10 protein-coding genes are annotated in these 13116 nt (G+C 69.0%); 7 read left to right on the forward strand and 3 right to left on the reverse strand.

Annotation, left to right across the window (positions count from 1 at the left end; genetic code table 11):
- The first annotated feature begins 52 nt into the window (after positions 1-52).
- From ACWDZ6_RS16020 to ACWDZ6_RS16030, 3 genes are read left to right on the forward strand one after another with little or no spacing between them, the layout of a single operon-like run.
- The gene (locus ACWDZ6_RS16020) at positions 53-3082 is read left to right on the forward strand and encodes a CHAT domain-containing protein (RefSeq protein WP_451503323.1); all 3030 of its coding nucleotides are present in this window, start codon (positions 53-55) and stop codon (positions 3080-3082) included.
- Positions 3083-3124: 42 nt separating this feature from the next.
- Positions 3125-3493 carry a hypothetical protein gene (locus ACWDZ6_RS16025; protein WP_451503324.1) on the forward strand — a complete coding sequence of 123 codons (369 nt, stop codon included), beginning with the start codon at positions 3125-3127 and terminating at the stop codon, positions 3491-3493.
- Between the two features lie 4 nt (positions 3494-3497).
- On the forward strand, positions 3498-4403 hold the full coding sequence (locus tag ACWDZ6_RS16030) for a hypothetical protein (RefSeq protein WP_451503325.1): 906 nt from the start codon (positions 3498-3500) through the stop codon (positions 4401-4403).
- A gap of 132 nt (positions 4404-4535) precedes the next feature.
- Here the strand turns inward: ACWDZ6_RS16030 and ACWDZ6_RS16035 are convergent, their stop codons facing one another.
- Positions 4536-5039: a DinB family protein gene (locus tag ACWDZ6_RS16035; RefSeq protein ID WP_451503326.1), complete on the reverse strand. Its 504-nt coding sequence runs from the start codon at positions 5037-5039 to the stop codon at positions 4536-4538.
- Between the two features lie 380 nt (positions 5040-5419).
- Here ACWDZ6_RS16035 and ACWDZ6_RS16040 point away from each other — a divergent pair, with 380 nt between their 5' ends.
- Positions 5420-6349, forward strand: a complete 930-nt coding sequence (locus tag ACWDZ6_RS16040; protein ID WP_451503327.1) for a serine hydrolase — start codon at positions 5420-5422, stop codon at positions 6347-6349.
- A 259-nt stretch (positions 6350-6608) separates the two neighbouring features.
- Positions 6609-7568 carry an aldo/keto reductase gene (locus ACWDZ6_RS16045; RefSeq protein ID WP_451503328.1) on the forward strand — a complete coding sequence of 320 codons (960 nt, stop codon included), beginning with the start codon at positions 6609-6611 and terminating at the stop codon, positions 7566-7568.
- Positions 7569-7725: 157 nt separating this feature from the next.
- On the opposite strand, the gene ACWDZ6_RS16050 is transcribed toward ACWDZ6_RS16045, so the two are convergent.
- Entirely contained in the window at positions 7726-8562 is an 837-nt protein-coding gene (locus tag ACWDZ6_RS16050) for a helix-turn-helix transcriptional regulator (protein WP_451503329.1), read from the reverse strand.
- Positions 8563-9229: 667 nt separating this feature from the next.
- On the opposite strand from ACWDZ6_RS16050, the gene ACWDZ6_RS16055 reads away from it, so the two are divergent.
- Positions 9230-9910, forward strand: a complete 681-nt coding sequence (locus ACWDZ6_RS16055; RefSeq protein ID WP_451503330.1) for a pyridoxamine 5'-phosphate oxidase family protein — start codon at positions 9230-9232, stop codon at positions 9908-9910.
- A gap of 54 nt (positions 9911-9964) precedes the next feature.
- Here the strand turns inward: ACWDZ6_RS16055 and ACWDZ6_RS16060 are convergent, their stop codons facing one another.
- The gene (locus ACWDZ6_RS16060) at positions 9965-11026 is read right to left on the reverse strand and encodes a PP2C family protein-serine/threonine phosphatase (protein ID WP_451503331.1); all 1062 of its coding nucleotides are present in this window, start codon (positions 11024-11026) and stop codon (positions 9965-9967) included.
- Positions 11027-12587: 1561 nt separating this feature from the next.
- On the opposite strand from ACWDZ6_RS16060, the gene ACWDZ6_RS16065 reads away from it, so the two are divergent.
- Positions 12588-12881, forward strand: a complete 294-nt coding sequence (locus ACWDZ6_RS16065) for a hypothetical protein (protein WP_451503332.1) — start codon at positions 12588-12590, stop codon at positions 12879-12881.
- The last annotated feature ends 235 nt before the right edge of the window (positions 12882-13116 follow it).

Below are 13116 nucleotides of genomic sequence, written 5' to 3' on the forward strand. Positions count from 1 at the left end.
ACCGAGGATGGGTGAGTTACACCCAAAGCTTCACGCTGCTGTCCGGCAGGCGATGGCAGCACCGGACGAAGCCGTGCCGTTCGTGTTCGAGCCGCCGGAAGACGTGCTGGCGCGGGGGACGCATTACAACATCGCTGAACTCCTCTACGGCATACGCGAGAAGCTGACGCCCGACCAGACGGGCGGCCCGGACGGTGTGGACATCGATGTGGTCTACCTTGCCGCCTGTTACCACCTTGCGCGGTGCCAGCACGTGCCCGAGGAACAGAGGGCGTGGGATCACCACGCGTGTACCTTCCTGTTCGGGGTTGTGCACGCGTTGCGTCCCGATGCCGTGCCGCAGCCGCTGCGCGGGGCCTTTGCGGAGGATCCGCCGCAGGTGGTGCCGCCGTACGAGATCGTGCACGCCGTGGGCATTGCGCTGCTCCTTGCGAGTACGCCGGCCAAGGACGAGGCAGGGGTCGGCCTGGCCACGGTACTGATCATGTGGGCACGGGAAGGGGCGCGGGGGAGAGAGTCCGAACCGCAGATCACCTTCAACCTCGGTACGGCCCTGGCGGCGATGTCCGATCTCGACGGTGATGAAGGCGATACGAAGCGGAGGAGAGCCGCCGGCGTCCACTGCATGCGTGAGGCTGTCGCCGCGCTGCCCGCCGGTGATCCGGCGCGCCAGGAGATGATGACCGTCCTCATGCGGACGCAGGCGAAGGCCCCACCGCTCCCGGTGGCCGAGGGCAGCGTCGCGGCCGAGCTGACCCACTACATGCGGGACGGGGACCTGGACCGGCTCGACAACATGATCGGCCGGCTGCGATCGGCCGTCGACGCGCCCCCGACCGGTGAGCCCGAGCGCACTCACCGACGTATCGAACTGGGCCAGGCACTGCGCATGCGCTTTGAGATGGAGGGCGAGCTGGCCGACCTCGACGGCTCGATCGCCGAACTCACCGGAGCCCTCACCGGCCCGCTCGATGACGAGGTGCGGGCAACGGTCTTCTCGTTCCTGGGCCTGGCCCATCTGGACCGGTACGCCTCCTCGGGGGACCTCGCCGACCTGGAGGCGGCCACCGCGGCCGTCCGTCATCCGTACCCCGCCGAGCAGGCCGCCTCGACCACCCACGCCCAGCGGCTCACCAACCTGGCCGCCGTCCTCACCGCACGGTTCGACGCCTATGGGGACACTGCGGAACTGGACGAGGCAGTGAACCACTTGGAGTACGCCGCAGCCGCCACTCCGCCGGCTCAGCACGACCGTTCCGTGATGCTGATCAAGTTGGCCGTCGCACTGTCGAAACGCGGGACGCACACGGCGCAGGACGCTGACCTCGACGCCGCCGAGGCGATCCTCCGGCAGGTGGCGGGAAAGCCGTCGGACTCCGGGCCCAACCAGCAACTGGCCCGTCTGGAACTGGGGCATCTGCTGACCACGCGGGGCCGGAACCGGCGTGCGGTGAACGACTTGGTCGAGGCCGTCGCGCAGTACCGCACCACCGCGCTCGCGCCCACACAAGACGTGCGCACCCGGCTGCACTGCGCCGCTCTGTGGGCCATGACATGTGTGACGCTCGGAGATCCGGGCCAGGCGCGCACCGCCTTCGGCGTGGCGCTCACCGACCTGCTGCCCAAGCTGACCGGGCGGGCGCTGGGCAGAGAGTCACAGGAGGTGCGGCTGCGAGAAGTGGACTCACTGGCGAACGTCGCCGCGGCCGTGGAGATCACGGCGGGCCGACCACGCCAGGCGCTGATCCGGTTGGAACAGGGACGCGGGGTCCTGCTGGCGCAGGCACTGCAGCTGCGGAGACGGCACAACGAACTGATCGCTGCCTCCCCCGAACTGGCCGGCCGTTACGAACAGGTCTGCGCGAAACTGGTCGCGCGACAACGCAGCCCGGAGCAGCGCAAGGCGTCGGCGGCGGAGTTCGACCGGGTGGTCCAAGAGATTCGCGCGCTCCCCGGCCTCGGTCACTTCCACCGGCCGCCGGACTGGGCGCAGTTGAGCGAGGCAGCGGTGGACGGGCCCGTCGCCGTCATCAACGTATCCCCGCTGAGGTGCGATGCCCTGTTGATACGCCGCCGCTCCGGCCGCGGCGTCGTCGAGGTGTTGCCCCTGCCCGGCGTCACGCGAGAGGAGATCGGCCACCGGGTCAGCGCCTTCCAGACCGCTGTGGCGAAGCTTGCGACGCCGGGCACCACGGGCGGGGAAAGGTACGTGCACGACCGTGAACTGAAGCGGACACTGCGGTGGCTGGGCGAAGAGATCGTGGGGCCGGTCCTGGAGAGGCTGGGCATGGACCGTCCCGGGCGGCCGGACGAGCCCCTGCCCAGGCTGTGGTGGTGTCCGACCGGCGTCCTCTCCCTGCTGCCGCTGCACGCCGCCCGGCTCGAGGGGGACGGGCGATCCGGTGCCGTGTACGCCCATGACCGGGTCGTCTCCTCCTACGTCCCGACGCTTCTCTCGCTGCTGCACGCCCGCGACAGGACCGCTCCGGAGGCCGGCCGGACCTCGCTGGTCGCGGTTGCCGTGGACGCCGGCGGCACGTACCCACGGCTGGCGGCCCTGGACGAAGAGCTGTCCGCGACGCGTGGTCTGCCCGGCCGCCGGTCCGAGCTCCGGGATGCGAACGCCACGCCGGAGGCGGTGCTGGCCGCACTGCGTACACACACCCACGCGCACCTGGCCTGCCATGGCGCACGGGACCCGGCCGACCCGTCGCACAGCAGACTTCTCCTGTACGGCGGCGATCTGAGGCTGCGTGAGCTTACGGCCGAGCGGCTGCAGGACGCCGAGTTCGCCTACCTGTCCGCCTGCCACAGCGCAGCTCCCGGTGAAGAGCTGGCCGACGAGGTCGTCTCCGTCGCATCCGCTTTCCAACTGTGCGGCTACCGGCAGGTGATCGGGAGCCTGTGGACAGTGGAGGACGAGATGGGCCCGCTGCTCGCCCGCGAGGTGTACCGGCTCCTCGGCGCACCGGGCACCCCCGGCGCCGCCTACGCCCTGCACCGAGCGGTCAGGGTGCTGCGCGAGCACCCTCGCTACGGCGAACCGCTGTTCTGGGCGTCGGTCATCCACAGCGGGCCGTAGCGGCCGGAGGCCCCATGTTCCCGCACACAGCGAGGAGGATCGATGAACGACGATCGGGTGAGACGCGCAGGGTTCTGCTCGGCGTTGCCCTGGCTGATCGAGGACATGGAGGCGGCGGGCACTCTCGCCGAACTCCACAGCGCCGTACGCGCCGTCCTCGCGGAGACCCCCGTGCTGCAGGCTGTCGCGTCGCTCGACATTCCTGCGCATGTGCTGAGTGAGCTCGGCCCCGTGCGCGGAGATGAACCCGGTGACATGATCCCCGGCGCGATGCCGCACGCCGCGGGCGAGTCATACCGCTGCCCCGATGGGTGGTGCAGCCTGAATCTGGTGCGGCAGCCGGGGGGCGAGCTCCCGGCCGGGGGGCGCTGCTGGCTGCGTGACCGGCCGCTGCGCGTCGTCGAGGCGTGAGCCGGTGGCCCCGCTCCTCGACAGTCTCGGCCAGAAGCTGGCCGAGAAGTGGATTTCCGCCCTGGCCGCTCCAGGACTGATCTTCGTCGCGGCTGCGGCCGCCGGCGCGGTGCTCGGCCAAGGGGACGCGCTCGACCGGTCCGCTCTGCTCGAGCGGATCGGCCACTGGGCGACGGAGGCAGCGCGGTGGTCCACCGTGGGGCAGATCGCCGCCGTCGCAGCGGTCGTCCTTGCCTCCGTGGCAGCAGGAACCTTCGTACGGACATGCGCCAGGGGCGCCGAGCTGATCTGGACAGGCGAGTGGCCGTCCCTGGCACGGCCGTTGACGGATTGGCTGACGGCCCGACGGCTCAGGCGCTGGGAACAGATCCACGCGGAGATCACGGCGCTCCGCGGCGCAACCCCGGCACACCGGCGTGGAGCGCAACTGCGGCAAGACCTCGACGGGCGCGCAGCCCGCCGCGACAGCATCGCGCTCGCCCCGCCGCGCAGGCCCACCTTCACAGGGGACTGCCTCGCCGCGACCGAGACCCGGCTGCACCACCAGTACGGCATCGACCTCGCCTCATGCTGGACGCGGCTGTGGCTGGTGCTGCCGGACGACGTCAGAACGGAACTCCGCACGTCGCGGGCCCGTTTCGACGCAGCGGTGGCCGGATCGGTGTGGGCCGGCTGCTATGCCGTCCTCGGCTGCTTCTGGTGGCCCGCGGCCGTGGGTGCCGTCGTGGTCGGGCTCGTGGCCTGGCGCCGCGGCCGACGCGTCGGGACGGCGCATGCCGAACTGGTCGAGTCCACCGTCGACGTCTACCTGAAGAGGCTGGCGCACGAACTCGGCCTTGACGGCTCGGACAACCCGCCCGACACCCGGGTGGGCACCGCCGTGAGCCGCATCGCCCGCAAGGGCGCCTGAAAGGCCGTTACCTTGGTGCAGCGGCAGTGAGTCCTTTTCCACCTGACCGACTGCTGGGCTGCTGCTCACCCGCTCCGGCTCGCTCCGACCGGCTTACTCGGTGAGGGCCGCTGAGCCGGGTCGCCCGGGGTCCTACTCGCCGACCTCTCCGTCGATCGCTTCGCGGAGCAGGTCGGCGTGGCCGTTGTGGCGCGCGTACTCCTCGATCATGTGGGTGAGGACATAGCGGAGCGAGATGACCTCGCCCCGGAAGTCCACTGTGTCGTCGAGGGACTCGACGGCGTCCGCGGCGGCGCGGGAGCCTTCGCAGGCCTCGCGCCAGAACGTGAACGCCTCGTCCGCGTCGGCGTCGTCCACATCGAACTCGGAGAACTCGCCGTTGGTCCTGGGCCAGAGGGCCTTGCAGTCCTCGCCGTTCAGCACCATCCGGAACCAGCTCCGCTCGACCTCGGCCGCATGCCGTACGAGGCCCAGCAGGGAAAGGCCCGAGGTCGGAACCGCCTTCTGCTTCAGTTGCTCGCCGCTCAGCCCCTGGCACTTCATGGCGAGGGTTGCGCGCTGGTAATCGAGGAACGCGATCAGCGACGCGCGGTCGCCGGCCACCTTGGACGGGTGTATGCGCTGGTCATCACTCATCGGCTGATCATTACAGGGACCGGTGTGCCGCGTTGCCCTGAAGCCGTGCGGGGTGAGAGTGGGAGAAGCGCGAAGCCTGCCATACGAAGTAGGTTGACAAGCATCACACACGAAGAAAAGGCGTAAAACGGACAATTACGAATCTTCTTCGCGTTGTTCTCGCCTCCACCCCTGTTAGGGTCCCGTTATTCGAGGACCGGGACGCTCGTCAGGCTGCCCGCCGGTGAACAAGCTCGGGCTCCTGTGCCGCGTCCCGTTCTTGTGCTCTGCGGCGCCAGTCTCGCGGGGCGGCGTCAGTCGGGCGACGAGACGGCGGCCAAAGCCCGCCAGTACTTGCGGGGCGTCGAACTCCCAAAACTGATCGCGGACGGGCTGCCGACGTGATCGCAGACACGGAGCGGGACGGAATTTTCATGCTCGGAACGCACATATCGACCCGCGCGCGACGGGGCCTGGCCACGGTCCTGGCTGCCGGGACAACGCTCGCTGCGCTCGCAACGGCCGCGCCGGCCGAAGCGAGCACCGCCGGCGCAACGGTCGGCGGTGCGCACGTCACGTGCACTTCGCGACAGCCAGGGCTGGCGGACCGACTGTCGAAGGACATCGCAGGCGCACTCCGCGGGCGCCAGGGGGCCTCCGCGCTCGCGCTCTACGACCGGCGCACGGCGACCTCCTGCGCGTTCAGGGCCGACGCGGCATTCGATTCGGCGAGTGTGGTCAAAGTCACGGTGCTCGGAGCCCTTTTGCGGCAGGTCATGGAGGAGCACCGCAAACTCACACCGCATGAGGTGGACCTGACCACCGCCATGATCACCAAATCGGACAACGACGCGACGTCCACTCTGTGGCGACAGATCGGTCCCAAGGGCATCCAGCACTTCCTGACCCTGGCGGGAATGCAGGACACCGTCGCGGGGCCGAAGGGTTTGTGGGGGCGCACACAGATCACCGCGAGTGACGAGCTCAAACTGCTGCGACTGCTCTCCTCGGACAACCCGGTCCTGGACCGGAACGCACGCGCATACGCCCTCGGTCGGATGAACCGAGTCGTCCCCGACCAGCGGTGGGGAGTGTCGGCCGGGGCGCCCGGCACGGCGACGGTCCATCTGAAGAACGGCTGGCTGCCGCGTGCCACCAACGGCTGGCGGGTGCACAGCATCGGCGCGTTCACTGGCGGAGGTCGCGAGTACGAGATCGTCGTGCTCTCCCACGGCAACCGCACGATGAACGACGGCATCGCCACCGTCGAAGGCGCTTCCCGCATCATCAACCGCGACCTGAACGCGCCGAAGACTCCAGCGTCCTCCTAGTACTCCACTCCCGGCTCGCTGCCGTCGCTGGTCGGATCCGTGCTTCTGAGTGTGCCCGGCTCATGTCCCGGCACGTACTGGCGAGCTGGGAAGCGCACAGCTGCCGAGACAGCGTGGGCCGTCCCGCAGCGGCGCTTCGGCAATGCCATCGGCGAAGGCCGTCGTCGGTCTCCACAGCCTCGAGCAGCTCGTGAACGCAGTCCTCGACTCCGTGCCGCTGGGTGGACCCGAGCCGGCTGTTCAGCCGTAGGGTGGCGCAGTGACGACGACGGTGGAGAAGACAGCAGCCGACCGGCTGGTCTACGGGTGTATGGGGCTCGGTGGCAGCTGGGACCGAGAGCCTTACGGTGCCAGGGACATCGCGGCTGCGGAGGCTGCTGTGCAAGCGGCGCTGGACAGTGGCATCACTGTCTTCGACCACGCGGACATCTACCGGCACGGCAAGGCCGAGGCGGTGTTCGGCGAGGTCATGGACCGTGCACCGGAACTGCGTGAGCGCATCGTCGTGCAGACGAAGTGCGGCATCCGTCTCGCGGACGGTGGGCGGCCGGGCATTTACGACTTGCGCGGGACCACCATCGTGCAGCGAGTGGAGGAGAGCCTGGCCCGCCTGCGCATCGATGTTCTCGATGCGCTGCTGTTGCACAGGCCGGACCCGTTGGCGGACCCCGACGACGTCGCTGCGGCACTGTCCTCGCTCCACCGGCAGGGGCTCGTGCGGCGCTTCGGCGTCTCGAACATGAGCGCCGCGCAGATCGCGCACCTGCAGAAGTCCCTGGATCTGCCGCTGGTCGTCAACCAGTTGGAGATGAGCTTGCGGCGACGGGACTGGGTCGAGGCGGGCGTCGTGGTGAACACGGACCAGGCGGCGGCCATCGGGTTTCCGCTCGGAACGCTCGAGTACTGCCGCGCGAACGACGTGCACGTCCAGGCGTGGGGTGCCCTCGCTCAGGGCCGCTTCACCGGTCGCCAGGAGACACCGGACGAGCATGCGACCGCGCGGCTCGTCGCTGCGCTGGCCAAGGACAAGGGCACAAGTCCCGAGACGATCCTGCTGTGGTGGCTGCAACGGCACCCCGCCCGCATCGCACCGGTCATCGGTACGGCACGTCCAGAACGCATCCGAGCCTGCCGCGACGCCGCACTGGGCGAGCCGCAGCTCAGTCACGAGGAGTGGTACGACCTCTGGCTCACCGCCCGCGGGGCGCCACTTCCGTAAGGCGAGCCCAGTGCTATCCCTGCCCCTACGGCGCCTTCCCGCCCAGAGAAAACGCTGAAATCGTGAGCTGGTCTCGGCTGTCACCAGCGGCACGGGCGTGCACGTGTGCACATACCGGGCGGCCGCCGAGCGGTAAGTCCCGGCGCCCGAAGGGGAGTCACCCGAACGTCTGCGGTCCGACGGCGCAGAGGAGTGCCAGGGCTTGGTGGTCGGGTGTGCCCGGCGCGGCCGTGTAGACGACCAGGCGGAGCGCCGAGCCGGTGGCTTCCAGGACATCGCAGTTGAGTGTCAGCCGCCCTACCTCGGGGTGCTCGACCGATTTGAGTTGCGAGGTGCTCGACGCGACGTCGGTCCGCGCCCAGAGTTCCATGAAGCGCGGGCTGACCGACTGCAGTTCGTCGATGAGCCTGATCAAGTGCGGGTCGTCGGGGAACCGCCCGAGGCTCGCGCGCAGGTCAGCGACGGCGTACGCCTCGAAGGCCGCGGCTTCGGCGGGTGTACGGATCACTCGCGAGGGCAGCCCGGTGAAGTGTCGGCGCAGTACGTTGCGTTCACCGTCCGCTCCCGTGGCGTCGTCACCGAGGAGTGTGATCGCCAGCGGGTTGGCCAGGACGACGTGCCAACCGCGGTCGACCGCCACCACCGCGGCATCGTTCAGCCGGTCGATGATTCGCTGCAGCCCCGGCGTGACGTGCGCGGGCGCGATCCCGGGCGTCGGCGAGGAGTGTCCCGCCAGCCGGTAGAGGTGGTCGCGTTCCTCCTCGCTCAGCCGCAAGGCACGCGCCAGGGGGCCGAGGACCGAGGCTGAGGGCCGTCCTGCGCGGCCCTGCTCGATCCGGGCCAGGTACTCAACCGACAGCCCGGCCAGGGTGGCGAGTTCCTGGCGGCGCAGCCCTGGCGCGCGCCGCCGCGGACCGGTCGGCAGGCCGACTTCGGCGGGCGCCAGACGGTCCCGCCAGGCGCGCAGGCAGCTGCCCAGGTCGGCGTTGCTCATGGCTCCATTCTGGCGGATCCGGGTTCGCGGAGGGTCGCCCTGCTGGTACCAGGATCATCCAGGCTCCTCCGTCCTGGACGGCCCGCCATGGCTTCGGGCACCCGCCTGCGCCGGACGGCGAGAAGACCCATCAGGCGCACGATCCCGCCGACCGCCGTGGACCAACCGGTGCTGAGGGGTGCGGACTTCAGGAATTTCCGGCTACCAACGGGTGGTGATGGCTTCGCGTGCCTGGGCTGCGCGGACGACGACGCCCTGGTGTCTTGGCATGGGGCGAGATCACAGGGCCGGTCGGCGGCGACTGCAGGCGATCGATGTGAGGGCGTCCGCTTCCGCGCACACCGGTGATCAAGTGCCCTCGCACACCCCTGTAACGGTTCCGTGAGATATTTCGTTGAATCACCAGGCATGCACAACTAATTTCGTTGACACGTGGCGAAATTATTGCGGTATCGGTAGCATGCGGTTGTGGAGGTGGACTGCCTGGGCAGGCCTTGCGCAATGCCCGGAGGGGATCCGTGACCGCATGCTGCGCAGTGCCGGATGACGCTCCCCGCCGTCGGCCGGTCCTCTCCACCGGTCCCGCCCGTCTCGGTGCGCGTCTCTGCACCGCCCATCGCCACCGCGCGCCAAAGGCCCCATTCAACCGCTACTTGGAACAGGCCACGTGAACCAGAACCCACTGCCGCCCACATTGCCCGCGACCGACCGCACGCGTCACCGCCGGCTGCGGGAGCAGGGGAGCCTCGACCGTGCAGCCCTCGACGCGATCCTGGATGCCGGCTTCCTGTGCCACGTCGGTGTGGTCGTCGACGGGCACCCCATGGTCGTCCCGACCGTCTACGGAACCGACGGGCGGAACCTGTACTTCCATGGCTCGGTGGCCAGCAGGAGCCTCGTCGCCGCGCCGAACGCCAAGGTGTGCGTCACGGTCACGCACATGGACGGCCTCGTCCTCGCCCGGTCGGTGTTCGAGCACGGCGTCAACTACCGCAGCGCGATGATCTACGGCACGCCCCGTCTCATCACCGACCCTGAGACGAAACTCGCCGGTCTGCGCTGTCTGACCCAGCACGCCGCTCCTGGCCAGTGGGATTACGCACGTCAGCCCGACCGCAAGGAGCTGGCGGCCACTGTGCTGCTCGCCCTGTCGCTGGAGGAAGCCTCCGTCAAGATCCGCACCGGCGGCCCGGACGACGGCGACGGACCCGACGCCGAACTGGGGGTATGGGCCGGCGTCCTGCCCCTGGTGACCTCTTTTGGACAGCCGGAACCTGATCCGGTACTCAAGGAGGGAATCACCCCGCCGCCCCACATCACCGCTCGCGGTGGCACCCGCCTAGGATGACCACGCCCGTCCCCGCCGCTCAAGAGGCTGTACTGCGCCGACCTGTTGGCCGGTTTATTCGTCGACCCGGTCAACGAGGATCATCGCCACATCGTCCGCCAGGTTGCCCTGAGTGTGGCGGATCAGTTCCTGGTGCAGTTGCTCCAGGAACTCGGACGGGGTGCGGGCCTGCACCGCTTCCATGGCCTCGGGCAGGGCGAAGAAGTCGTTGTCGCGATTGCGGGCTTCGATCACGCCGTCCGTGTGCAGCAGCAGATGGTCGCCGGGTGCGAACGGATAACTCTCGGCCTTGGCGGTAGGACCGGTGATCAGGTCTTCCAGACCGAGGGGCGGTAGTGGTGAGGTGGGCATCAGGGCCTGAACCCTGCCCTGGTGCAGCACCAGCGGCGGCGGATGGCCGCGGTTGACCAACTCGACCATGTGCGTGTCGAGGACCTGAGCCACAAGCACGGTGACGAACGATTCCGCCTGATCCTGCGCATCCTCCTCCTGATCGATCCCCCGCGGCATGGCGCGCTCCCGTCGCAGCGCAGCCGCGCAGTGGTTGATGACCTCCGCCAGATCGTCCTCGTAGTGCACGGACTCCCGGAAGGCGCCCAGCACGGCCGCGGCCGAGCGCACGGCAGGCAGCCCCTTGCCGCGGACGTCTCCGACGATCATCCGGACTCCGTACCGGGTCTGTACAGCCTCGTACAGATCACCGCCGATCTCCGCCCCGGTCTCTGCCGCGAGGTACATGCTGGCCGTCCGCACAGGGCCCAGCCGGGCGGGCACGGGCCGCAGTATGACTCGTTGTGCCGCTATTGCGATCCGGCGTACCTGGTTGAGTTCATTCTGCCTGCGTGTATGCATGACGCTACTGGTTGTGACACTGGCTGCGGATACCAGGAGAATCGCCAGGAAGTTGGTGTAAACCTGCTGGCTGCCCCACGCCTGGTTGTAGGTGGCGGTGGTCACGCTGACGGCCAGGGCGACACACGCTGCCGCGAGGGTGCCTTTGGGGCCCATCGTCACCGTGGCAAGCGCCGGCGTCGCTGTCAGGAGGGGGCCGGTGTACAGAAAGTGTGCGGGCGAGAACTCGATCGCCACCACGAGCAGTGCGATCGCGAATGGCACACACTGAGCGACGGTGACGAGGAGCCGGTTGTGACTGCCGGCTGCTGGTTGAGGAGCTGAGCGGAAGGGCGACCGCATGGGTACAGCCTGACTCATTGAAGTGGAGCGTTCCACTCATCGGGCTCACAAGGAACGCGGCACCGGTGCTCTCCCACTGGCCCGAGAGGTTTCGGATGACCGATGTCAGTCGCGTGATCGACAACCCGGCGGTGTGGGCGCTGGTCGATCAGATCGCCGAAACGCCGGACGTAGCTTTCTGACCTTTCCGCGCCTGAGTACGGCTCGCGGCTCGCGCATTGCGTACGTCATTGAGGGAGACATTGGTCGGGGGTCACGGGGCAGACGCACTGCATGCAGGGACACCATGCGCTGCCCATGACCACCGCACTGCCCATCGCCACCGCACTGCGTCGGCTGCGCTTGAAGCCGGCCTTGACGAAAGAGCGCCGGCGCGGCAGGCACGCGCGCTCTGGACGGATCAGGGGGCGACGGCATCGCAGAATCCTCGCTTACCGCGCCATTGAGCTCCTGCAGTCTCCCGCGCCAGAGGGGAAGGGGAGGCAGTGCCTGCTGCTGGTGCACATCCGCAAGGTGATCGGGCAGGTGATGTACCAGGTATGCGGGCAGTGTGCCCAGGGCGTGATCACTGGAGTGGCCATGGAGGACCAGTTCCACGGGAGTGGGCTCGGGACCAGGGCACTGTCGCATCTGCGAGCGCGGTATCCCGGAGTCGCATGGCGGAGCACACTCGACCGGCGCCTGACTCGTGATCTCCTGCGCAGGATGCGAATTCCTGCGGCAACTGCACACGCGGTCTGTTCCCACCTACGGCCGGCGGAAGACGATGACCGCGGCGCTGCCGTCGGTGCCATGCCGAGGTGACCGGCCCCGTCCGTGAGGCGCCACGGCCCCGGATGATGCTCCGTGCCCTACGCATTGCCGCAGGGGCACAGAGGAGTGCCCGCAGCGCATGACGGCGGGGTGCTTCGCCTTCGACCCGGTGCCGCAGCAGGCGCACCGGATCGTGCCGGTGTCGGAGCCGCTTCCGTGCCGCCGAAATTGCGGTCCAGCGGTCGGATTGCTGGACGCCGCAAGAAGGCGCACTCCTTGCCGAGGCGGTGGAGTTGGTCCTGGCACCGGCCGGCCGGGAGCCAGGTGAGTGACGTGCGCTCGGAGCCCATCGCCGATCGGCCCGCCCCCGAGCCGAACTGCGCGCTGCCCGATGTGTGCGACGGAGCCATGCCGCGCCTCTGGGAGGGTTGTCTGCTTCCCCACCCGGCTGCTGCGCGGAGCAGCCGAAGGCTGCCGGACGCATCCAGCGCTGACGAGCCACCTCGGCCCGCCGAAGAACACGGCCATACGTTGAATGACGCCTTCAACTGCCGTACGGCGTCTCCGGACCCTTGTCACAGGAATAGTGACCCGAGTCGGCGGACAACAGCCACTACGTACACCTTCGCCAGTCTGCGGACGGACCTGCACTCCGCAACTCGACAACCCTGGGGCCAACATGACCAAGCCTTCTCACTCCCGTGTCCTTCCCGAACTGGACACATCAGACATGGACGAGCCGATCCCCGCGACCAGAGCCGCGTGGTCTTCCGTTCGTGAACAGGCCACTGGGATGACACATCATGAGGCCAAAGCCGCACTCAGAGCCGCACAGCACTCGCTGGAAGAGAGCTCCGCATCGGACGAGCAGCGTGAGCGACGGGAATTCGAGGAAGCGGAATGGCAGCGCATCGTGGAAAGCCTTGCGGACCACGACGGGCCTTACGACCCCGCGAGCGACCCGTATGTGCAGGGGCAGCTCGCCGGCCAACAGGACCGGGAGGCCGCCGACCGGACATCGTGAACCGCAGGAGGCTCCTCGCCGACGGGCTGCCGTCCGGTCCCGCCGGGCTCCTGCCCGTCCCGGCGAGCGCCGCTGCCGCCTCATCGGTCGGATCAGGTATGCCGGCGGTCTCGACTCGGCGGCCGACCGGCACCACGGGTTGCCGCAGCCGGGCGCCCTTCTCTCCTGTCCGCGTGCTGCTGTCGCTCGCGCGTGGCACGGCCGGCCGATGGGACGGCTCGACCGGTGAGTCGGC

The organism is Streptomyces sp. NPDC002926, from assembly GCF_053591755.1.